General features: G+C 71.1%; 18 protein-coding genes and 1 rRNA gene. 8 read left to right on the forward strand and 11 right to left on the reverse strand.

The features are described from left to right. Positions 1-595 precede the first annotated feature (595 nt). Positions 596-1273, reverse strand: coding sequence for an HAD family hydrolase (locus tag OG338_RS10140; RefSeq protein WP_405937002.1), 678 nt, complete (start codon positions 1271-1273; stop codon positions 596-598). Between the two features lie 39 nt (positions 1274-1312). After that, positions 1313-1819, reverse strand: a complete 507-nt coding sequence (locus OG338_RS10145) for a DUF6912 family protein (RefSeq protein ID WP_405937003.1) — start codon at positions 1817-1819, stop codon at positions 1313-1315. Positions 1820-2103: 284 nt separating this feature from the next. On the opposite strand from OG338_RS10145, the gene OG338_RS10150 reads away from it, so the two are divergent. Next, positions 2104-2523 carry an Rv3235 family protein gene (locus OG338_RS10150; RefSeq protein WP_403988490.1) on the forward strand — a complete coding sequence of 140 codons (420 nt, stop codon included), beginning with the start codon at positions 2104-2106 and terminating at the stop codon, positions 2521-2523. Between the two features lie 590 nt (positions 2524-3113). Here the strand turns inward: OG338_RS10150 and secA are convergent. Next, positions 3114-5933, reverse strand: a complete 2820-nt coding sequence (gene secA, locus OG338_RS10155; RefSeq protein WP_405937004.1) for a preprotein translocase subunit SecA — start codon at positions 5931-5933, stop codon at positions 3114-3116. Positions 5934-6183: 250 nt separating this feature from the next. Between secA and OG338_RS10160 the strand changes: the two genes are divergently transcribed. Then, complete coding sequence (locus tag OG338_RS10160; protein ID WP_405940376.1) at positions 6184-6774, forward strand: GNAT family N-acetyltransferase; 591 nt, start codon at positions 6184-6186, stop codon at positions 6772-6774. Between the two features lie 10 nt (positions 6775-6784). Then, on the forward strand, positions 6785-7960 hold the full coding sequence (locus OG338_RS10165) for a winged helix-turn-helix domain-containing protein (protein ID WP_405937005.1): 1176 nt from the start codon (positions 6785-6787) through the stop codon (positions 7958-7960). 31 nt (positions 7961-7991) lie between these two features. Here OG338_RS10165 and OG338_RS10170 read toward each other — a convergent pair whose 3' ends face one another. The 7 genes from OG338_RS10170 to mtnA all read right to left on the reverse strand — a co-directional run bounded on the left by OG338_RS10170 (position 7992) and on the right by mtnA (position 16493). Next, positions 7992-8747 carry a response regulator gene (locus tag OG338_RS10170; RefSeq protein WP_405937006.1) on the reverse strand — a complete coding sequence of 252 codons (756 nt, stop codon included), beginning with the start codon at positions 8745-8747 and terminating at the stop codon, positions 7992-7994. A 185-nt stretch (positions 8748-8932) separates the two neighbouring features. Further along, positions 8933-9622 (reverse strand): ribosome hibernation-promoting factor, HPF/YfiA family, encoded by a 690-nt coding sequence (gene hpf / locus OG338_RS10175; protein ID WP_328900440.1) that lies wholly within the window; start codon positions 9620-9622, stop codon positions 8933-8935. 322 nt (positions 9623-9944) lie between these two features. Then, complete coding sequence (locus OG338_RS10180; RefSeq protein WP_405937007.1) at positions 9945-10691, reverse strand: ComF family protein; 747 nt, start codon at positions 10689-10691, stop codon at positions 9945-9947. Between the two features lie 66 nt (positions 10692-10757). Further along, entirely contained in the window at positions 10758-12584 is a 1827-nt protein-coding gene (locus OG338_RS10185) for an LpqB family beta-propeller domain-containing protein (RefSeq protein ID WP_405940377.1), read from the reverse strand. Positions 12585-12612: 28 nt separating this feature from the next. Next, positions 12613-14652 carry an MtrAB system histidine kinase MtrB gene (gene mtrB / locus OG338_RS10190; RefSeq protein ID WP_405937008.1) on the reverse strand — a complete coding sequence of 680 codons (2040 nt, stop codon included), beginning with the start codon at positions 14650-14652 and terminating at the stop codon, positions 12613-12615. A 1-nt stretch (position 14653) separates the two neighbouring features. Then, entirely contained in the window at positions 14654-15343 is a 690-nt protein-coding gene (mtrA, locus tag OG338_RS10195) for a two-component system response regulator MtrA (protein WP_005316841.1), read from the reverse strand. 4 nt (positions 15344-15347) lie between these two features. Further along, on the reverse strand, positions 15348-16493 hold the full coding sequence (gene mtnA, locus OG338_RS10200) for an S-methyl-5-thioribose-1-phosphate isomerase (RefSeq protein ID WP_405937009.1): 1146 nt from the start codon (positions 16491-16493) through the stop codon (positions 15348-15350). Positions 16494-16633: 140 nt separating this feature from the next. Between mtnA and OG338_RS10205 the strand changes: the two genes are divergently transcribed. The 5 genes from OG338_RS10205 to OG338_RS10225 are packed head-to-tail and all read left to right on the forward strand — an operon-like array spanning position 16634 to position 22238. After that, entirely contained in the window at positions 16634-17983 is a 1350-nt protein-coding gene (locus OG338_RS10205; RefSeq protein WP_405937010.1) for a glycerophosphoryl diester phosphodiesterase membrane domain-containing protein, read from the forward strand. A gap of 4 nt (positions 17984-17987) precedes the next feature. Then, on the forward strand, positions 17988-18674 hold the full coding sequence (locus OG338_RS10210; RefSeq protein ID WP_405937011.1) for a DUF4129 domain-containing protein: 687 nt from the start codon (positions 17988-17990) through the stop codon (positions 18672-18674). Beyond that, positions 18671-19903: a DUF4350 domain-containing protein gene (locus OG338_RS10215; protein WP_405937012.1), complete on the forward strand. Its 1233-nt coding sequence runs from the start codon at positions 18671-18673 to the stop codon at positions 19901-19903. Before OG338_RS10210 ends, OG338_RS10215 begins: the two co-directional genes overlap by 4 nt. Further along, positions 19900-20916 (forward strand): AAA family ATPase, encoded by a 1017-nt coding sequence (locus OG338_RS10220; protein WP_405937013.1) that lies wholly within the window; start codon positions 19900-19902, stop codon positions 20914-20916. Before OG338_RS10215 ends, OG338_RS10220 begins: the two co-directional genes overlap by 4 nt. A gap of 11 nt (positions 20917-20927) precedes the next feature. Continuing rightward, positions 20928-22238 carry a DUF58 domain-containing protein gene (locus OG338_RS10225; protein ID WP_405937014.1) on the forward strand — a complete coding sequence of 437 codons (1311 nt, stop codon included), beginning with the start codon at positions 20928-20930 and terminating at the stop codon, positions 22236-22238. Positions 22239-22329: 91 nt separating this feature from the next. Here the strand turns inward: OG338_RS10225 and rrf are convergent. After that, a 5S ribosomal RNA gene (gene rrf / locus OG338_RS10230) occupies positions 22330-22446 on the reverse strand. Positions 22447-22513 lie beyond the last annotated feature (67 nt).

Raw genomic sequence — 22513 nt, forward strand, 5'->3', positions numbered from 1 at the left:
CCGTTTCCAGCGGCCGGTCCGGGCGGAAGGGATCAGCCGAGGCAGCCCGGGCGCGGTGGCGCTCCGGGCGCGGACCGGGGGCTTCACTGCCCCCGAGGCATATCGCGCTGATCACGGCACCAGGCTATCTCGCCCACACCGGTGACGGTCACGATCCGAATACGTACAAAAGAAGCCCCCCAAATTAGACACTCCGGCCAGCGGACGCCGGCGGGGATGCTTGCGCGCGTCCGGGTACGGGAGCAGGACCTGGCGGGGGGCGTCCGGGTGTACGGGGCGGCGCCCCGGCAAGGGCGCCCGGCCACCGGGCAGGTGCCCGGCGAGCACGACCGGCTGCCAGGTCGGCGGCCCAGCGAGCACGAACGGCCACCGGGGGCAGCAGCTCGGCGAGAGCGACCGGCTACCGGCCAGCCGCCGACAAGCGCGACCGACTCCCGGGGCGACGGCCCGGCAGGGCGCGACCGACCACCAGGGTCAGCCGCTCCGCGAGAGCGATGGCCTCGGTCGGCGGCCCGGCGAGCACGACGGGCCACCGGGCAGCGGTCCGGCGAGGCAGGACCGGTCACCGGGTCGGCCGCCCGGCACGGGCGACCCGCTATCGGGTCAGCCGCTCGGCGAGAGCAATCGCCTCGGGCAGCGTGTCCACGACGGGGACGCCGGCCCTCTCCAGGCTGGCACGGCTGTGCGAGCCACCCGTGTAGAGGACGGCTTTGGCACCGGCGTGCGCGGCGGCCACGGCGTCGTCCACCGCGTCGCCTATGACGACCGTGCGCTGCGGGGATATCCCCGCCATGGCCGCGAGATGCCGGCGCATGTACTCCGACTTGCTGCCGCCGGACGGACCCGTGCGCCCGTCCACGCGTACGAAGCGGTCCTCGATGCCGAATCCGCGTACGACGGGGACGAGCTCCTCGTGCCGGTACATGCTCATGATCGACTGGCTGCGCCCGGTCAGCTGCCAGCCGGCCAGCAGCTCGGCGGCCCCGGCGGTCAGCCCGCAGGCGTCGCGCTGCTGGGTGTAGTGGCGGTGGAAGACCCCGTCCATCCGCTCCCACTCGGCGTCGGTGGGGAGCCGCCCCATCAGCCGTTCGTAGAACCGGGGTATCGGGATGCAGTACATCTCCCGGTACTGCTCCACGGTGATCGGCGCCAGGCCGACCTCGCCGAACGCGGCGTTGGTCGCGCCGACGACGGCGGCGTTGTCGTCGAGCAGCGTGCCGTTCCAGTCCCAGACCAGATGCGTGCGGTGGTGTTCCCCCGGTGCGATCCCCATGCCGGAAACGGTACTCGCCCCCACTGACAACGCCCTCGCCTACCCGATCAGACCGGGGATCTCCTGCACTCCGAACCACAGCAGCTCATGGTCCTCGGCACCGTCGACGGTGAACTGCGCGTCGTCGTCCCCGAGGTCCGCCGCCCCGAGCGCGGCCGCGGCGGCCGTGACGTCCTCGTCCGCGTCGTCGGAGTCGACGTGCACCGCGGCGGCCTTGGCCAGCGGCACGGCGGAGGCGATCGTGACCTCGCCGAGCGAGGAGGCGTCCAGGATGTGGTCCGGGTCGGCGACGGCGGCCCCGTCCGGCACGTCGACGGCGACGACGACACGGCGCCGGGCGGCCTGCGGGTCCCCGGCGATCAGGCGCAGCGAGGCGGAGGCGGCCCGGTTGAGCGCCGCGTACTCCAGCTCCTCGATGTCGTCGGAGACGTACCACTCGCGCAGCGCCGGGGTGACGGCGTAGGCGGTGAGCGGACCGGGCCCCAGCTCACCGGCCCGGTGCGCGGCGGCGAGCCCGGCGAGGGTCAGGGGTACGTACACACGCATGGCTCGGCCGCTTTCGTAGTCGGAGACGCCCTCAGGATACGTGCGACGTCCCCCTTTGGGGTTACGCGTAACCCCCGGCCTCCGTCCACCTCACGCCACCCACTCACCCTGCCCGCCCCGCCCCCCGGCCCGCCCCACCACCCGCCGGCCACCCAGACAGGTGAATCCCGCCGCACCCACCTCACCCCCGCCGACACTTGCGACAAATCCGACTCCCCCGTAGAAGATCACCAACAGAAGTTACCGCCCGGTAAATCCGGGCCTCTGGAGCACGGGGGCGACAGATGACCACGAACAGGACCCGACCCGCAGGCCGCCAGGACACCCGCAGGCCCGAAGCCGTACCCGCCCAGCGCCACCGCGTCCCGAGGCGCATGCGCCCCCATCACTGGTTCGCGGAACGCCTGCTGGCGGTCCTGAGCGGCCAGCGCCCGGTCCACTGGATGCTGGGCCACACGATCGGCGACGCCTACGACCAACTGGCCGAACTGGCCCCCACGACACCCCTGCGCACCCGAGGCACCCGCCCGGTCATCCGCATGTGCCGGGGCGCCCAGCCGGCCCCCGGCGTAGTAGAAGCCTGCGCCAGCATCGCCGCGGGCGAGGAAGTCCGAGCCATGGCCTTCCGCCTGGAACAGGGCCCGGACCTCCGCTGGCGCTGCGCGGCGGTGGAACTGGGCAACACACCGATGCGAACACGGTGAGGCGCAAAGCCTGGCGGCCCAGGGGGCCGCCGAGAGGCGCTCCGGGGGTGTACGCCCCTGGAGCCCCGAAGGGAACCTTGGGGGCCTCCAGAGGAGCCCCTGGAGCCCTCGGAGAGCCTGTGGGGAGCCCGGGAGCCCCCGGAGAGCCTGTGGGGAGCCCGGGAGCACGTTGGAGGGCCTGTGGGGAGCCCGGGAGCACTTGGAGAGCCCGAGGGCTCCCCCGGAGCGCTGGGGAGCCCCCGAGGGAGGCCCCGGGAAGCTCTGGGGAGCTCCCGAGGGAGCCCCAGGGGCTCCAGAAGGGTCGGGCGGGGGAGCCCAGAGGGCGTACAAGGCCACACACCCTCGTACTCCCTCCCCCACCCCACTCGGAATCGAGCCCCGACGCGCAACCCAGCCTCGCCGGCGTTTGAGGCGCGGGGCCCGGGGCAGCGCCCCGGTTTCGGGAAGGGGCGGGGTGGGGAACAGGCCCGCCGCAGGCGCAACGCACCCGCACCCGCACCCGCACCCGCACCCGCACCCGCACCCAAACGCAACCGGGCCGGGCACCACCCGGTGCCCGGCCCAGCCACAACCCACAACGTCAGCGCAAGCTACTTCTTACGCCGCCGCCCCCCAGAAGACTTCTGCGCCTTACGCCGCTCCGCCCGAGTAAGCCCATCCGACTCCGCCCCGGCACCAACCCCCGCACCGTCCCCACTCGCGAAGTCGCCCTCGACAACCCCGCCCTCCCCGTCAACCGTGGGAGCGGAGAAGTGCAGCCGATCCGGCCGCTGCGGAGCATCCAGCCCCTTCGCCCGGATCTCCGGCCGCGAGGCCGGCACCGCGTCCTCCTTGGACAGCGAGGTCGCCGCGTCCTCCACCGGCACCTCCTCGACCTGCTGCTCGACCTGGACCTCCAGGTTGAACAGGTAGCCGACGGACTCCTCCTTGATGCCCTCCATCATGGCGTTGAACATGTCGAAGCCCTCCCGCTGGTACTCGACCAGCGGGTCCTTCTGGGCCATGGCCCGCAGGCCGATGCCCTCCTGGAGGTAGTCCATCTCGTAGAGGTGCTCACGCCACTTGCGGTCCAGGACGGACAGCACCACACGCCGCTCCAGCTCCCGCATGATCTCGGAGCCGAGCGTCTTCTCGCGCTCGTCGTACTGCTCGTGGATGTCTTCCTTGACCGACTCGGCGATGAACTCCGCCGTGACCCCGGCCAGATCCCCCGCGGTCTCCTCCAGCTCGGCGACGGTGACCTTCACCGGGTAGAGCTGCTTGAACGCGCCCCACAGCCGGTCCAGGTCCCACTCCTCGGCGAAGCCCTCCGCCGTCTCCTGGCGGATGTAGTCGTCGATCGTGTCGTCCATGAAGTGGCGGATCTGCTCCTGGAGGTCCTCACCCTCCAGGACCCGGCGCCGCTCACCGTAGATGACCTCACGCTGCCGGTTGAGCACCTCGTCGTACTTCAGGACGTTCTTACGCGTCTCGAAGTTCTGCTGCTCGACCTGCGACTGCGCGGACGCGATGGCCCGCGTCACCATCTTGTTCTCGATCGGCACATCGTCCGGCACATTGGCCATCGACATGACGCGCTCGACCATCTGCGCCTTGAACAGCCGCATCAGGTCGTCGCCGAGCGACAGGTAGAAGCGGGACTCGCCCGGGTCGCCCTGACGGCCGGAACGACCGCGCAGCTGGTTGTCGATACGACGCGACTCATGCCGCTCGGTGCCCAGCACATACAGCCCGCCGAGGTCCTTGACCTCCTCGAACTCCGCCCGCACCGACTCCTCGGCCTTCTCCAGCGCGGCGGGCAGCGCGGCCGCCCACTCCTCGACATGGTCGACGGGGTCGAGCCCACGCTGCCGCAGCTCCGCCTCGGCGAGGTCGTCCGGATTGCCGCCGAGCTTGATGTCGGTGCCTCGTCCGGCCATGTTCGTCGCGACGGTCACCGCGCCCTTGCGGCCGGCCTGGGCGACGATCGTCGCCTCCCGGTCGTGCTGCTTGGCGTTGAGGACCTCGTGCTGGACACCGCGCTTGGAGAGCTGCTGCGAGAGGTACTCGGACTTCTCGACGGAGGTGGTGCCGACGAGGATCGGCTGCCCCTTCTCGTGCTTCTCGGCGATGTCGTCCACGACGGCGGCGAACTTCGCGACCTCGGTGCGGTAGATCAGGTCCGACTGGTCGACACGCTGCATCGGCCGGTTCGTCGGGATCGGCACCACGCCGAGCTTGTAGATCTGGTGGAACTCGGCGGCCTCGGTCATCGCCGTACCGGTCATGCCGGAGAGCTTGTTGTAGAGGCGGAAGAAGTTCTGAAGGGTGATCGTGGCGAGCGTCTGGTTCTCGTCCTTGATGTCCACCCCTTCCTTCGCCTCGATCGCCTGGTGCATGCCCTCGTTGTAGCGGCGGCCGGCGAGGATACGGCCGGTGTGCTCGTCAACGATCATGACTTCGCCGTCGATGACGACGTAGTCCTTGTCCTTCTTGAAGAGTTCCTTGGCCTTGATGGCGTTGTTGAGGTACCCGACGAGGGGGGTGTTCACCGACTCGTACAGATTCTCGATGCCGAGCCAGTCCTCGACCTTGGAGACGCCGGACTCGTGGATCGCCACGGTCCGCTTCTTCTCGTCGACCTCGTAGTCGCCGGTCTCCTCGATGCCCTTGAGCGGGTTGCCCGCCTCGCCCTTGGTGAGGCGGGTGACCAGCTTGGCGAAGTCGCCGTACCACTTGGTGGCCTGGTCGGCGGGACCGGAGATGATCAGCGGCGTACGGGCCTCGTCCACCAGGATCGAGTCGACCTCGTCCACGATCGCGAAGTTGTGGCCGCGCTGGACCAGCTCGTCCTTCGACCACGCCATGTTGTCGCGGAGGTAGTCGAACCCGAACTCGTTGTTCGTGCCGTACGTGATGTCCCGGCCGTACTGCTCGCGGCGCTCGGCCGGAGTCATGTTCGCGATGATGCAGCCGACGTCGAGGCCGAGGAACTTGTGGACCCGGCCCATCATCTCGGAGTCACGCGAGGCCAGGTAGTCGTTCACCGTGATCAGGTGGACGCCGTCGCCGGACAGGGCGTTCAGATACGCGGGCAGCGTGCCGACGAGGGTCTTGCCCTCACCGGTCTTCATCTCGGCGACATAGCCGAGGTGCAGCGCGGCGCCGCCCATGATCTGGACGTCGTAGTGGCGCTGGCCGAGGACGCGCTTGGCCGCCTCGCGGACGGTGGCGAACGCCTCGGGAAGCAGGTCGTCCAGGCTCTCGCCGTCCGCGTACCGTTCCTTGTACTCGTCGGTGAGCGCCCGCAGCTCGGCGTCGGAGAGGTTGACGAAGTCCTCTTCGATGGAGCTGACCTGGTCCGCGATGCGGTGCAGTTTGCGCAGGATCTTGCCTTCGCCTGCACGCATGAGCTTGTTGAAGACGGACACTGAGGCTGGTCTCCTTGCCGGTCGGGCCTGGGCACGGGTCGTGTGATGGACTCTGGCACGGGCACGGCAGGTGGGCCCCACCGCAACGGTCATCGTAAGCGAGGACCCCGCCGCGCCGGGAGGGCTGCCACCGCGTTCTCCCCGCGGTGCCCTTCAGAGTCAACGGACGAAGGGCACCGAAGGTGCCGGGGAATCACGAAAAGTACTCGCGCCCTCACCGGCATCTCACCAGAATCCCTTCATGGAGCCCCTGGAACCGATCACCCTCACCACCGACCGCCTGCTGCTGCGCCCCTTCACCCCCGACGACACCGACGCGGTGTACGAGGCGTGCCAGGACCCGGACATCCAGCGCTGGACGGTCGTCCCCTCGCCGTACGCGCGCGCCGACGCGGAGTTCTTCACGGAACGCCTCTCGCCCGAGGGCTGGCGGGACGGCTCGATGTACAACTTCGCCGTGGTGCCCCGCGCGGGCGGACCCCTGGCAGGCGCGCTCGGCATCAACCGCCGCACCGGCCCCGGTCTGTACGAGGTCGGCTTCTGGACCGCGAGGGAGCAGCGCGGCCGCGGCTACACGGCCGAGGCCGTGCTGTGCGCCGCCCGCTGGTCCTTCACCGCGCTCGGCTGCGACCGGCTGGAGTGGAAGGCCGAGACCGGCAACCTCCCGTCGCGGGCCGTCGCGCTGCGCGCGGGCTTCCGGATGGAGGGCGAACAGCGCTCGGGGCTGCTCAACAAGGGCGTACGCCGCGATGCGTGGACAGGCGCGCTGCTCCCTGCGGACCTGGGTCTGCCGGGCACCGCCGCCTACGTCCCGGCGGGCGGTGTCAGTGCCGCCCCCTAGAGTGCGGAGCATGACGTCTGTGCAGCCACCCGCAGTCGAACTCTCCGCCGACCAGGCCCGCAGGATCGCCCTGCGGGCCCAGGGCTTCCTGGGCGCACCGGACCGCCGCCCGGGGGCGGCCGGGGTGCTGCGCCACCTCGGCGCCGTACAGCTGGACACGATCTCGGTGCTGGCCCGCTCGCACGAGCTGATCCCGTACGCGCGCCTGGGCGCGATCGGGCGGCGCACGGTCGAGGAGGCGTACTGGTCGGGCGGCCGCGCCTTCGAGTACTGGTCGCACGCGGCGTGCATCCTGCCCGTCGAGGAGTGGCCGCACTTCGCGTTCCGGCGGCGCGCCTACCGGGCCCGGCCGCAGTGGTCCCACGACCTGCCGGACGGCGCGTACGACACCGTCGTCAAGCAGCTGACCGCCGAGGGCCCGCTGACGGCGACGGAGCTGGGCGGCGCGAAGAACGGCGGGGAGTGGTGGGACTGGTCCGCCTCGAAGGTGGCCGTCGAGCGGGCCCTGATGTACGGCGAGGTGGTGTGCACCGAGCGGCGCGGCTGGAAGCGGGTCTACGACCTCGCGGAGCGCGCCCTGCCCGGCTCCGTGCTGCACGACGACCTCGACGACGCGGAGTGCCTGCGCCGCCTCGTGGCGCTCGCCGGGCAGTCGCTGGGCGTGGGCACCCGGGCGGACATCGCCGACTACCACCGCCTCAAGGGCGAGCAGTTCGACGCCGTGGTGGCGGACTCCGGGCTGGTGCCGGTGGCCGTGGAGGGCTGGTCGAAGCCGGCCTGGGCGGACCCGGCGGCGCTGGCCTCCGAGCCCCGGGGCCGGCACCGGACGACGCTGCTCTCGCCGTTCGACTCACTGGTCTGGGAGCGGGCCCGGACCGAGCGGATCTTCGGTTTCACCCACCGCCTTGAGGCGTACGTGCCCAAGCAGAAGCGGGTGCACGGCTATTTCGCGATGCCGCTGCTGGCCGGCGGGCGCCTCCAGGGCCGGGTCGACCCGGCCCGCGAGGGGACGACGCTGATCGCCCGGCAGGTGTCCCTGGCGGGCGCCAAGGCCGTGGCGCCGATGGCCCAGGCCCTGGTGGAGGCGGCCTCCTGGGTCGGCTGCACGGATGTCCGGCTGGAGCGGGTGGAGGCTCCGGAGCTGCGCGGGCCGCTCTCGGCGGAGATCGCCCGCCTGCTGGCCTGACCCCGTCCGGTGTACCGGCCGTCGCGCCGGTTCACCGGATCTCCAGGATCTTCTCCCGCATCGCGTAGACGACCGCTTCCATCCGGGAGTGGAGCTGGAGCTTCTCCAGAATGTTGCGGACGTGGTTCTTCACGGTGTTCTCGGAAATGAACAGCTGCTTCGCGATATCGCGATTGTTCATGCCGGTCGCGACCAGTTTGAGGACTTCCAGTTCCCGTTCGGTCAGCCGGGGCGCCGGTACCAGCCGGCGTTCGTCGGTGCGCTGGATCATCGACTTGAACTCGGTGAGAAGTTTCGACGCCATGGACGGGCTGATCTGGGACTGCCCATCGGCGACCGCGCGAATCGCGGTGGACACCTCGTCCGTGGAGATCTCCTTGAGGAGATACCCCGTGGCCCCGGCCTTGATCGCCTCGTAGAGATCGGCTTCCTCGTCGCTGATCGTCAGCATGATGATCTTCGCGCTGGGCGCCACTTCCTTGATGGACGTGCAGGCTTCGATGCCGCCGCGCCGGGGCATCCGCACATCCATCAGCACGATGTCCGGGAGCAGGTCGGCCGCCTTGTCCACCGCCTCGGCGCCGTCCCCGGCCTCGCCGACGACCTCGATGTCCTCCTCGTGCGCGAGGACGATCTCCAGACCTCTGCGGAAGAGCGCATGGTCGTCCACCACCAGGACCCGGATGGGCTCCTTGCGGTAGCCGCCGTCCCGGTCCGCACCACCGAGGTCGCGTACGGGCTCGTCGGCATCACTCGCGTCGCGCACGGGCCCGAAGGTGTCCGCCATCGTTCCTCCCCCTGAAGGCCACGGCCTGAAATTCACGAACGGTCCGCCAACGGCAGTTCACAGAGCACCGATTGGCTTGGGTCGCCATGATTTCATGCCGGGACGGCAGTGCGGTGATGACTTGGTGACAGACGGGTGCCCCTGGGGGCGTGCGGACGCTCCAGGGGCACCACTCGATGGTGGCGTCAGCCGCCGAGCGCGCCGCCCGCGCCGCCCGCCTCGTCGGCGGCCAGCGGGTCGGTCCTCAGGTGGATGACACCGTAGTCGTAGGCGTGCCGCCGGTAGACGACACTGGGTTCCTTCGTCTCGTTGTCCACGAACAGATAGAAGTCGTGTCCGACCAGTTCCATCTCGTAGAGGGCCTGGTCGAGCGACATGGGCGCCGCGACGTGCGTCTTCTCGCGCATCACCAGCGGTCCTTCGCCCTGCACCTCAAGCGAACCGATCCTGGTGGTGGGTACGGGCTGTGCCGTCTCGTCGGGAATCAGCTCGCCGTCGCCGTTGAAGGATGCCGCGTCCGGCACCATCTCTCCGACCTCGGCGGCGGGAATGCGCCCCGTGCCCCGGCGGCTGTAGCGCTTGTCGTGCTGCTTGCGCAGCCGGGCCTCCAGCTTGCCGGTGGCCAGGTCCAGCGCTGCGTACGGGTCGCCTGCGGCCGCTTCTGCCCTGATGACCGGTCCACGCGAGCGGAGCGTGATCTCCACCCGGTCGGAGCGGTCTGCCTGACGAGGGTTCGGCTCCTTGGACACCTCCACGTCGAGGCTGATCACCTTGCCGTCGAACTTCTGGATCTTGTCCAGCTTCAGCTTCTCGGCCACGTGCTTGCGGAACCGCTCGGGCACCTCGGTCTTGCGGCCCTTGACGACGATGTCCACGCAGAACTCCGTTCCCGGATCGCTCCGCTCAGTGGCGGAGCATCTCCCTTTTGCACCTGGTCCCGGTGATGGCCGGGACCGCGGACTCGGTGACTTCCACCTCCTCCTCCCCAGCCGGCGAGGTTTCCACCCCACCGGATTTCCGGTTTCCGAACCACTGGTGGGTCGCCTGCCCGAAACCTGATGGTGCATTCGTCGAGGGCCGGCATTCACCATTCCTCACAACCGAACATAGCCTGCTCGGACGGTTGTCGGCACCCGCTACTCGCACGTACCTCCGTTCAGGTCTTTTTACCCACTCACTACCTGCAACGATGCAAGTTCAGTTCCAGTTCCGGTTTATTTCCCGGACGGCGGGACATGCCGCGTCGAAGGCCGGCGGGGGCGCCGCGACCACGGCCGCGTCGCGCACGCGGGGCCCCGCGTCCCCGCAGGCCGCGCCGAGCGCCCGGGCCGCCTCGGCCAGTGTGGCCCCCGTGGTCAGCAGGTCGTCCACCAGCACCACCCGTCCGGCGGTGAGCAGCCGCCCACCCCCAGCCGCCACATCCAGCGCCCCGGCCAGATTGGCCGCGCGCTCCGCCGAGGTCAGACCCGACTGGTCGGCCACCGCCCGCCGCTGCCGCAGCACCGCGACGACGGTCGCCGGGACGCCCGTCCGCCGCAACCGGGCGGCCGCCGCCAGCGCGATCCGGCGCGCCGGATCATGCCCGCGCGCCGCCACCGCCCGGCGCGCGGAAGGCACCGGTACGAGCAGCAGCGGCCGCCCGTCCGGATCCCGCCCGGCTCCGGCCCGTACCGCACCCGCCAGCGCCCGGCCGAGCGGGCGCGCCATCGCGAGCACACCGCGCTCCTTGTGGGCGAGCAGGACCGCCCGCACGGCGCCCTCGTATCCGGCGGCGGCATGCACCACGGGCAGCCCGGACGGCTCCGGCGAGGGCCGCACCCGGCGCGGCGCTCCGCCGTACAGCCGCGCGCCGCATGCCTCGCACAGCTCCGTCCGCGCCCTGCCGCAGCCCCCGCAGGCCACCGGAAGGACGAGCCCGCTGATCTCGCGCCACCACCCCCGCACACCTCAACTGTGCGCCTCCCGGAGCCGGCGGGCCACCCCTGTGGAAAACCCCGGACGGCTTGGGTGTCAGCCCGGGTAGACCAGCGCCGAGCCCTCCTTGAGGACCGTCTGCCAGTTGTCGCCGGGGAGCAGCTTCACTATCCCGTCGCCGAAGGTGTCCGCCATCAGCGGCAGCTGCTCGTCGTCGGCGGCGGCGATGGCCAGCACCTGGTTCACCCCGGGCAGGACGCCCGAGGAAGGCGTCGAGCCGTCCGCCTGTACGTACCGGACCTGCTGTACGCCGCCCTGTTCCTTGCCGACGACCACGAGGCGGCTGCGGCCGGACCAGGACACCGCCGTCACGTCCGCGAGCTGCGGCGCGGCCTGGCGCAGGTCGACCACGGAGACCTGGGCGTCGTCCTGCGTGCCGAGGCGTTCGATCCTGCCGATCTTCAGCGTCGTGTGGCCGTCCTTCGTCAGCAGCAGCGCTATGCGCACCCCGTCCGAGGAGAGCCGAAGCCCGGCGATCCGGCTGCCGCCCAGGCTCGGCACGGTCACTTCCTGCGGCTTGCCCGTGCCGTGGGGCAGCCTCAGCAGCCTGGAGTTCTCCGGGTCGCGGTCGGCGACCCAGAGGTCGCCGAGGCCGTCCCAGCTGGGCGCCGTCAGCCGGTCCGCGGGGTCGGCCGCCTTGCTCGTCAGGGCGGGCAGGGGGAGCGCGCCGTCCGCGGCGATGGAGGCCACGTAGAGCGACTCGTTGTGCTGGGAGACCGCTGCCGCCGACTGCTCGTCCCGGGCCACGCCGACCGCGCTCACCTTCAGCGCGCCGTCGCCGAAGGGACCGGCCACCGGCTCCGGCTCGCCGCTGCCCCTGGTGCTGCCCGGGATGCGCTCCACCCGGCCCTTGGCATCCACGAAGTACTGGCTGTCGGGTCCGCCCGAGGAGCCGTCGGGGGCGTACGCCTCGGCCTGGTCCGCGTCGAGCAGGCACAGCGGCGAACCGTCGGAACGCTGCAACTCCACCTGCTCGACCCGCGCGGACGTCAGGTCCCGGAGGGTGAAGAGGACCTGCGAGGCCATCATCCGGCAGACCCGCTGCCCGGTCCCGTCCGCGTACTTGTTGAGCGGGACCTTCAGCACGTTGCGGTCGTCGGGTGTCAGGGAGGCGACGTCCTTCCTGAGGTCCGTCCCCTTGGGGAAGCGCGAGGCGACGACCGGCCTCAGCCAGTCGGTCGGGCCCCGCAGCAGGCTGCGGACCGCCTGCGTCACCGTGTCCATCCCGGTCGCCGGGTCGGTCCGGTTGCGCAGGTAGACGGGGTCGGCGACGAGCGTGGCCTCCGGATCGGACCGCCCGGCGGCGAAGTAGTACTTATTGACCGAGCGGTACAGCCGTTTGAAGTCGGACTGGCCGAGCACCAGGCCGTCCGGCACGGAGTCGATGCGCCATTCCTTGCCCTCCGGCGTCTTCTCCCGCACCAGGTGGAGCGTGCGGGAGTAGTCCGTCGGGACGAGCGGCTGGTACGCGTTCTGCTCGTCGACCGTCGCCACCTGCTCCCCGGTCAGGGTGTAGGTGACCTCGGTCGTGGAGCGGTCGTGGTCATGGACCGGACGGTCGCTCCGGTTCGGTGCCTTGGCCAGCACGGTGGTCTCCGCGCTCGGCTTCCACCGGCGCGACGCCTCCTTGGTGAGGTACTTGCGCGTCGTCCGGAAGTCGGAGTCGTCGCTGGTCATCGACTCCAGGAAGCCGTCCACCACCTCGTTCGGGGTGGCGCCGTCCCGTGGGGCGACCGCGTACACCTGCACCTGGGAGTCACCCGGCTGCGAGGCGTCCACAGCCTTGATGTCCCCGGACACGGGCATCGAGCCGCAGGCCGACAGGACGAGCGCGCCGCACCCGACCAGCACGGTCACCCCCATCACACGCCCACGGCCGCCCTGACGACGGTCAGTCCTCACGGATCGTGTCCTCCCGCCCCGGTGCCCGCCCCGGTGAGTCGTTGTGACCGGTCTGCCACTCCTCCGAGGGACGCGGCACCACCCGCGCCCCGTTGCCCGGCAGAGCCGCCGGGTGCACCGACGCGGGCGCGGTCCTGGCCGACACGGCGGCCCGGCCGGGCACCGGCAGCGGGGCGCGGCCCGTACCGGCGTGCTGCGAGGGCACGGCCAGCAGCCGGTGCCCGCCGCCCGTGGCGGTGTTCGTACCGGAGGCGCTCTCGGCCCGCTCCCGGCTCTCCCGGTTGCGCCGCGAGTCCTCCGGCTCCAGCGGTATCGGCGAGCCCCGCAGCGGCTCGTCCGCCGTACGCGGCAGTGTCAGCCGGAACTGCGAACCGCCGCCGGGCTCGCCCCACGCCTGGAGCCAGCCACCGTGCAGCCGGGCGTCCTCCACCGCGATGGAGAGGCCGAGGCCGGTGCCGCCGGTGGTCCGGGCCCGGGCCGGGTCGGCCCGCCAGAAGCGGTTGAAGACCCGGGTCGCCTCGCCGGGCTTCAGCCCCACGCCGTAGTCCCGGACGGCGACGGCGACCGCTCCGCCGGCCGCGCCCATGCGCACGACCACGTCGCGCCCTTCGCCGTGCTCGACGGCGTTGACGACGAGGTTGCGCAGGACGCGCTCGACGCGCCGCGCGTCGGCCTCGGCGATCACCGGCTGCTCGTCGCCGACGACCCTGATCCGAGTGCCCTTGCGCTCGGCGAGCGGCTCGGCGCCGCCGATCACCCGGCGCACCACCTGCCGCAGGTCTATCGGCTCCGCCTCCAGCGCGGCGGCGCCGGCGTCGAAGCGGCTGATCTCCAGCAGGTCCGAGAGCAGCGACTCGAAGCGGTCGAGCTGGTCGCCCAGCAGCTCGGCGGACCGGGCCGTCACGGGGTCGAAGTCGACCCGCGCCTCATGGATGACGTCGGCAGCCATACGTACGGTGGTCAGAGGCGTACGCAGCTCGTGCGACACGTCCGAGACGAACCGCCGCTGCATCCGGGACAGCTCCTCCAGCTGCTGGATCTTCAGCTGGAGGCTCTGCGCCATCTTGTTGAACGCCTCGCCGAGCCGGGCGATGTCGTCCTCGCCGGTGACCTTCATCCGTTCCTGGAGCCGGCCGGCGGAGAGCCGTTCGGCGATGCCGGCGGCCATGCGTACGGGGGTGACGACCTGCCGCACCACGAACCAGGCGATGGCGCCCAGCAGCACCACCACGAACAGGCCGGCGGTCGCCAGCGTGCCCTTGACCAGGGTCAGGGACTTCTCCTCCTGCGTGAGCGGGAAGACGTAGTACAGCTGGTACGGGTCGCGGTCGATGTCGTAGAGACGCTTACCGACGACGAGGCCGGACTGGGACTCCTGCCCGTCCTCGTACTGGATCAGCACATACGTCTGAAAGGCACCGGGGCCCTTGTTCACCGCTTCCCGCAGATCCTGCGGAATGCTCGCCGCCTTGACGTTTCCCGAACCGCGGGGCGCACGGGCGCCCTCGTCGGCGCTGAGCGCCACCACGTTGAAGGCGTTCTTGCCGCCACTGGCTAGCTGGTCGACGAGCTCGGTGCGCCAGGAGTTGTTCTCGGTCGTGCCGTCCGCCACGTCGTCGCCCTGACCGGCGACGGGGGTGAGCGGCGCGTTGGCCTTCTCCTGGGCGGCCGCGAACCCGCCCGCGGCCTGTGTCTGGGCCGCCTTGCCCTTCGCGTCGAGCAGGCCGTTGCGCACCTGCCCGATCACGACGAGGCCGAGCAGCAGCACCACTCCGAGCGACATCAGCAGCGTGCCCGCGACGACGCGCAGCTGGAGGTTGCGCCGCCACAGCCGCACGGCGGGCAGCAGCGGGCGCCGCACCCAGCGCATCAGCAAACGCGGCACCGGCCCGCCGGGCGCCCGGTCCTGGAACAACCGGCCGCCTTGCAGGAAGCGCTCGACGGGGGACGAGGTCTGCCCTGAACCGGCAGCCCGCTCCGCACGGACTCCCGGCTCCCCGGGCTTCGGAGCAGTGCTACCCAGGGACATGTCAGCTCGGTCCGGCCTTGTAACCGACACCTCGGACGGTCACCACGATCTCCGGCCGCTCCGGGTCCTTCTCGACCTTGGAGCGGAGCCGCTGCACATGCACGTTGACCAGCCGGGTGTCCGCCGCGTGCCGGTAACCCCAGACCTGCTCCAGGAGCACCTCACGGGTGAAGACCTGCCACGGCTTGCGCGCGAGCGCGACCAGCAGGTCGAACTCCAGCGGCGTCAGGGCGATGGACTGCCCGTCCCGCTTCACCGAGTGTCCGGCGACGTCTATGACCAGGTCCCCGATGGTCAGCTGCTCCGGGGCCGGCTCTTCGGACCTGCGCAGACGTGCCCTGATCCGGGCCACCAACTCCTTCGGTTTGAACGGCTTGACGATGTAGTCGTCGGCCCCGGACTCCAGGCCCACCACTACGTCAACCGTGTCGCTCTTGGCAGTGAGCATGACGATCGGCACACCCGACTCGGCCCTGATCAGCCTGCAGACCTCGATGCCGTCCCTGCCGGGCAGCATGAGGTCGAGCAGGACCAGGTCCGGCTTCGCCTCTCGAAATGCAGCAAGTGCCTTGTCGCCGTCCGCTACGAACGACGGCTCGAAACCCTCACCACGCAGCACAATCCCGAGCATCTCGGCCAGTGCGGTGTCGTCGTCGACGACAAGGACGCGTCCCTTCATAAACGACATCATCCCATTAGCTAATCGTTACCTGCGATGATCTGGCACACAGCTCTGCCAGCCCGGCCCCCGTGACCGGCGAGATTACGCCTTCTTCCGTGACGATCGCCGTGACCAGCTCCGGCGGCGTGACATCGAAGGCGGGGTTGTACGACTGGGTCCCCACCGGGGCTACGAGCACTCCGCCCGTCTCCTCGTCCCCCACCCCGAACGGCGGTAGTGTGAGCTCCGTCACTTCACGCCCGGAACGCTGCTCCACGGTGATGGACGCCCCGTCCGCCGTGAGCAGATCCACGGTCGTCGTCGGAGCCACCACGATGAACGGTACGTGGTGGTACTTGGCGAGCACCGCCAGCGGATAGCTCCCCACCTTGTTGGCCACCGACCCGTCCGCGGCGATGCGGTCCGCCCCGATCAGCACGGCGTCCACCTCCCCCGCGGCGAACAGCGACCCCGCCGCGTTGTCGGTGAGCAGGCTGTACGGCATGCCGTTGCGCGCCGCCTCGTACGCGGTCAGCCGGGCGCCCTGCAACAGCGGACGGGTCTCGTCCACCCACAGCCGCCTCAGCCGGCCCGACCGGTGGGCCCCGAGCGCCACCGCGAACGCGGTGCCCTCACCCCCGGAGACGAGCGCCCCCGTGTTGCAGTGGGTCAGCAGCCGGTGACCGCCGCCGGGAATCAGCTCGTCCAGCAGGGCGAGCCCGTGCCCGGCCATCCGTACGCTGGCCTCGGCGTCCTCCCGGTGCAGCGCCCTGGCCTCCGCCAGCGCGGCCGCCCCCGCCCGCTCCTGCGTGGCCCCCTTGTCGAACGCCGCCCAGTACGCCGCGGCGGCCCGGCGCACGCCGTATCCCAGGTTCACTGCGGTGGGCCGCGCCCGCTCCAGGAGCCCGGTGGCCTCCGCCACGTCATAGCCGCGCACCGCGGCCAGGGCCACACCGTAGGCACCGGCGATCCCCAGCAGGGGCGCCCCCCGCACGGCGAGCGTCCTGATCGCGTCCACCAGAGCCGGCACATCGGTGCACACCAGCTCCGCCTCCTCCGCGGGCAGCCGCCGCTGGTCGAGGAGCACCAGTACGGGGCCTTCCGGAGGCTCGTCCCAGCGAATTGACGGTAGTCCGTTGGGCTCGCTGCCCACCGGCGATTGCGCGTCCTGATCAGCCATCCACCCAGTCTGCCCGGTGACCCGCCCGGACCTGAAGGCACGAGCCGGTCACAGGGCCAGGTCCGGACGGCATCGACGCGTGGCACGATGGCTGCCAGCCTGACGCCGCGACGCGCGGACAGGACCGCGAAGGAGCGACAATGAACGACTCTCCGGGCTGGGCCTCGCCCGGATCCGCCCCCTCCGACGACAACCGGACGAACGGCCGTACAACGGACCACCAGGAGACCGACGGCCAGGAGCAGGCCGCCCGGGACACGGACCACGCCGAAACGGGCATCCCCCGCCCCTCCGAACCGGCCGACGACACCGCCCCCTCGGCAACCTGGGCCGCCCAGCAGCCGCCCGCCGCCCGGTGGTCCCCGCCGAGCCCCACCGGAACGGGCCCCACCGCCCCGCCGCCCCACTCGCGCTGGGGCTCCCGGGCACAGGGCTCCGGTCCCAGCACGGGCCCCGGCTGGAACGCCCCGTCGCAGGGCCCCGGCTGGGGCGGCCGGCCGCAAGGACCCGGCTGGGGCGGTCCTCCCCCGGCGGCGAAGCCCGGCGTCATCCCGCTCCGGCCGCTCGGCATCGGCGAAATCCTCGACGGCGCCGTCTCCACCATGCGCGCCCACTGGCGCACGGTCCTCGGCATCACACTCGTGGTCTCCGTGATCGCCCAGGCCGTCATCCTCCTCGCCCAGCACTTCCTGCTGCCCGATCCTCCCTCGATCGACGGCAACGCCACCGGCTCCGAGGCGCTCCGCCAGGCCACCGAATCGCTCCGCTACAGCCTCCTCGACCTCGCCCCGCCCCTGCTGGTCTCGATGCTGGCCACGATCTTCACCACATCGGTGCTGACCGTGGTGATCAGCCGCTCGGTACTGGGCCGCCCGATCGCCCTCTCCGAAGCCTGGGCCGAAGCCCGCCCCAGGCTGCTCCCCCTGCTGGGGCTGACCCTCCTGCTCGCCGTCATGGGCGCAGCGATCATGACGGCCGGCATCCTCCCCGGGTTCCTGATCGGTGACACGGCGGGAGCCGGCCTCGCTCTCCTCGGGCTGCTCGCCGCGACGGTTGTCTTCCTCTGGCTGTCGGTTCGGTTCTGCCTGGCCGCCCCCGCGCTGATGCTGGAGCGGCAGCCGATCGCTGCCTCCATGCGGCGCTCCGCGAAGCTGGTCCGTGGCGCCTGGTGGCGGACGTTCAGCATTCTCGTCCTGACCCAGCTGCTGACGCTGATCATCGGACTGGTGATCGGCATCCCCTTCGGCCTCCTCGCGGTGGGCGTGGACGACGGCTCGCTGAGCTCCTTCCTCTCCGGGGAAGCCACCCAGTTCGGCTGGCCGTTCCTGATCGTCTCCGCCATCGGTGACGTGGCCGCCGCCGCCCTCACGTATCCGCTCTCCGCCGGTGTCATGGCCCTTCTGTACGTGGACCAGCGCATCCGCCGCGAAGCGCTCGACCTCGACCTGGCCAGGGCAGCGGGCCTGCCCGGCTTCGACAACGGGAACTGACGCCGTGCCGGGGGCGGGCGACGCGGCAGCACGGCTGCTGGTACGAGCGAGCGGTGGCGCCCCCGTGGACACCGGCCGCCTCCCCGCCCGGGAGGCGGCCCGGCACGAGCTGTCCAAGGGCGCGTACCACGAGAACGACCCGAACCTCCTCCAACGCGCCCTGGACCACCTGTGGACCTGGTTCGGCGACGTCATCTCCGCGGCCTCCGTCGCCGCACCGGGCGGGCCCGCCGGCCTGATCGTGCTCCTCCTGGTCGTCCTCGCCCTGGCGATCGCGCTCCGGTGGCGGCTGGGCGCCCCACAGCCCGGCCGGAGGCCCACCGAAGCACTCTTCGCACACGGCCCGCGCAGCACCGCGGAGCACCGTGCCGCCGCCGAGGCCCACGCGGCGGCCGGACGCTGGAACCAGGCCGCCCAGGAACGGATGCGTGCCATCGTCCGCTCCCTCGAAGAACGGGCCCTGCTGGACCCCCGCCCCGGACGCACCGCCGACGAAGCGGCCGCAGAGGCGGGCCGCGCCCTTCCCACGTACGACACACGCCTACGGGCGGCGGCCCGAATCTTCGACGACGTCACATACGGGGGCCGCTCCGCCGACCGGCCGGCGTACCTGACCCTGCTCGACCTCGACCGCGCCGTCGAGACCGCCACTCCGCGACTGGCCGCTGCCCGCGAGGGGACCGCCGAATGACACCGGCCACCGCCCCGCCCGCCTCTTCCACCTTCATATCCGTCACGCCTCGCGAGATATGGCGCCGCTCCCGCGGAGTGCTGCTGGCCGTCCTCCTGCTCGTCGCCGCCGCGACAGCCCTGGCGGCCGCCCGCTCCGGGGACCAGCACGGCCGCCTCGACCCCCGCTCGGCAGACCGCTACGGCAGCAGGGCCATCGCCGAACTCCTCAAGCAGCACGGTGTGTCCGTCCGCGTCGTCACCACCCTCCGCGACGCCACATCCGCGACCGGCCCCGACACGACACTCCTGGTCACCGCCCCCAACCTGCTGACGCCCCACCAGCAGAGCGCTCTGCACACAGCGACCACCGGCACGACCGGCCGCACCGTGCTCCTCGGCGCCGGCTCCCCCTCCCTCGACACCCTGGCCCCCGGTGTACAGGCGAAGCCCGCCGTCCCCGTGGTCGCACGGCCTCCGGACTGCTCCCTGCCCGCGGCCCGGAGAGCCGGAGCCGTCGAGACGGGCGGCATCCGCTACGACGCCGAGGATCTCGACGCCGATGCCTGCTACCCCGCAGGCGGCCTGCCCTCCGTGCTCCTTCTGCACGAGCCCACAGCCGGCGACACCGTGCTGTTCGGCTCCCCCGACTTCCTGTACAACGAGCGCCTCGACCACCAGGGCAACGCGTCCCTGGCCCTGCAACTCCTCGGTTCCCGCCCTCATCTGGTCTGGTACCTCCCCTCGCTCACCGATCCCTCAGCCACCGGCAGCACGGCCGACGACGACACCACCGACAACGGCACCACGGACGGCCGGAGCAGCTTCATCGAACTGATCCCGTCCGGCTGGTTGTGGGGCACACTGCAACTCGCCGTCGCCGCCGTGCTCGCAGCGGTCTGGCGCGCCCGCCGCCTGGGCCCCCTCGTCAACGAGCGCCTGCCCGTGGCCATCCGGGCCTCCGAGGCCACCGAGGGCCGAGCCCGGCTGAGCCGCAGGGCCAACGCCCGCGACCGCGCCGCCGCATCGCTCCGCCACGCCACCCGCACCAGGCTGGCACCACTCACCGGCGTCTCCCCCGGGGACGCTCACTCCCCCGCAGTGCTCCTCCCCGCTCTGTCCGCACACCTCGGCCCGGCCCAAAGCAACCCCGGCGAACTGCTCTTCGGCCCAGCCCCCTCCGATGACAGGGCACTCGTGCTTCTGGCCGACCAACTCGACTCCCTCGAAAGAGAGGTCCGAACCTCATGAGCGCCACGTCCCCCGCGCCCACCGGGACACCTGGAACCGCCGGGCCCGCCGGCGCCGACACCCACGACGCCTCCCGCACCGCCCTGGAAGCGCTGCGCTCCGAGATCGCCAAGGCCGTGGTCGGCCAGGACCCCGCCGTCACCGGACTTGTCGTAGCCCTGCTCTGCCGAGGACACGTCCTTCTGGAAGGCGTCCCCGGCGTGGCCAAGACCCTGCTGGTCCAAGCCCTGGCCGCATCGCTCGAACTGGACACCAAGCGTGTGCAGTTCACACCCGACCTGATGCCGAGCGATGTCACCGGGTCCCTCGTCTATGACGCGCGCACGACCGAGTTCTCCTTCCAGCCCGGCCCCGTCTTCACCAACCTCCTTCTCGCGGACGAAATCAACCGGACCCCTCCCAAGACGCAGTCGTCCCTTCTGGAGGCGATGGAAGAGCGTCAAGTCACCGTCGACGGCACGCCCCGCCCGCTGCCCGACCCCTTCCTCGTCGCCGCGACACAGAACCCGGTCGAGTACGAGGGCACGTACCCCCTCCCCGAAGCCCAACTGGACCGTTTTCTACTGAAGCTGACCGTCCCACTGCCCACGCGTGAGGACGAGGTCGCTGTCCTGACCCGCCATGCCGACGGGTTCGATCCCCGTGATCTGCAAGCCGCGGGCATACGCCCGGTCGCCGGACCGGCAGACCTCGAAGCCGCCCGCGCCGCGGTAGCCGGGACGGCCGTCTCCCCCGAAATCGCCGGCTACGTGGTCGATATCTGTCGTGCCACGCGTGATTCCCCCTCGGTTTCTCTCGGTGTCTCCCCCCGTGGAGCCACCGCCTTGCTGTCCACCGCGCGAGCCTGGGCCTGGCTCACCGGCCGCGACTATGTGACCCCGGACGATGTGAAGGCTCTGGCCCTCCCGACGCTCCGGCACCGCATCCAACTGCGCCCTGAAGCCCAGATGGAAGGGGTCACCCCCGACTCCGTCATCACCGCTGTGCTCGCCCAAGTCCCCGTACCCCGGTGAGGCGATGAATCGTGGCCCTCACCGGACGCGCCGCCCTGCTGGCGGCTCTGGGATCACTCCCCGTAGGCATCGTGGCCCCGAGCTGGACGGGAATGCTCGCGGTCAATGCCCCGCTCTCACTGGCAATTCTGTGCGACTATGCCCTGGCCGCGCCAGTGCGAACGCTCCAGTTCACCCGATCCGGTGATACATCCGTTCGACTTGGTGACCGGGCGGAAGTGCAACTCACCGTAGTCAATCCCTCCCGGCGCCCGTTGCGGGCACACCTTCGCGACGCATGGCCGCCGAGCAGCTGGCTGCCCGGAACCGAGCCGGCCGCCTCCCGCCACGAGCTGGCCGTCCCACCCGGCGAGCGCAGGCGCATCAGCACGCTTCTGCGCCCCACCCGCCGTGGCGACCGTCGGGCCGAGCAGATCACCGTCCGCTCATACGGGCCCCTGGGCCTGGCCGCACGCCAGGGCAGCCACCGCGTGCCCTGGACGGTGCGCGTCCTTCCGCCGTTCACCAGCCGGAAGCATCTCCCTTCGCGGCTCGCCAGAATGCGCGAACTCGACGGTCGTACCAGCGTGCTCACACGCGGGGAGGGCACGGAGTTCGACAGCCTGCGCGCCTACGTTCCCGGCGACGATGTCCGATCGATCGACTGGCGGGCGACCGCCCGGCAGTCCGCGGTGGCCGTACGGACCTGGCGCCCGGAACGCGACCGGCATGTACTCGTCGTCATCGATACCGGCCGCACTTCGGCGGGCCGGGTCGGCGATGTGCCCCGGCTCGACGCGGCGATGGACGCGACGCTGCTTCTCACCGCACTCGCCACTCGCGCCGGCGACCGTGTCGGGCTGCTCGCCTACAGCCGCCGTACGAGGGCGAGGGTCCAGGGCCGGGCAGCCGGGGATGTCCTGCCGGCCGTGGTCGAGGCCCTGACACCGCTGGAACCGGAACTCGTGGAGACCGACGCGCGAGGGCTCGTCGCCGCGGCCATCGCGCAGGCTCCTCGGCGTTCGCTCATTGTGCTCCTGACGAGCCTTGACTCGGCTCCTGTCGAGGAGGGGCTGTTGCCCGTACTGCCCCAGCTCACCCAGCGGCACACGGTCCTGGTGGCAGCGGTGAGTGACCCGCACATCGCGGACATGGCCGGCGCGCGCGGAACAGTGGACGCGATTTACGAGGCAGCCGCTGGCGTCGAGGCCCAGGCTCAACGTCGCCGCACTGCGGACCGGCTCCGGAGCCATGGTGTGGTCGTTGTCGACGCCTCACCGGGCGATCTCGCACCCGCTCTCGCCGATGCCTATCTGGCACTCAAAGCAGCGGGGCGCCTATAGCGCGGGCGACGGGGGCGGGCCCGGCCAGTCAATCTGGCCCAGAACGCAGAAAAGCCCCGTGCCATTGGCACGGGGCTTCCCCACAATAATTGTTCGGCGGCGTCCTACTCTCCCACAGGGTCCCCCCTGCAGTACCATCGGCGCTGAAAGGCTTAGCTTCCGGGTTCGGAATGTAACCGGGCGTTTCCCTAACGCAATGACCACCGAAACACTATGAAATTAACCAACACCGGACAACAACACAGCCGTTCGTTATTTCAGAACAAACACAGTGG

This window comes from Streptomyces sp. NBC_00726 (assembly GCF_045161735.1).
In the GTDB taxonomy this organism is placed as follows: Bacteria; Actinomycetota; Actinomycetes; order Streptomycetales; family Streptomycetaceae; genus Streptomyces.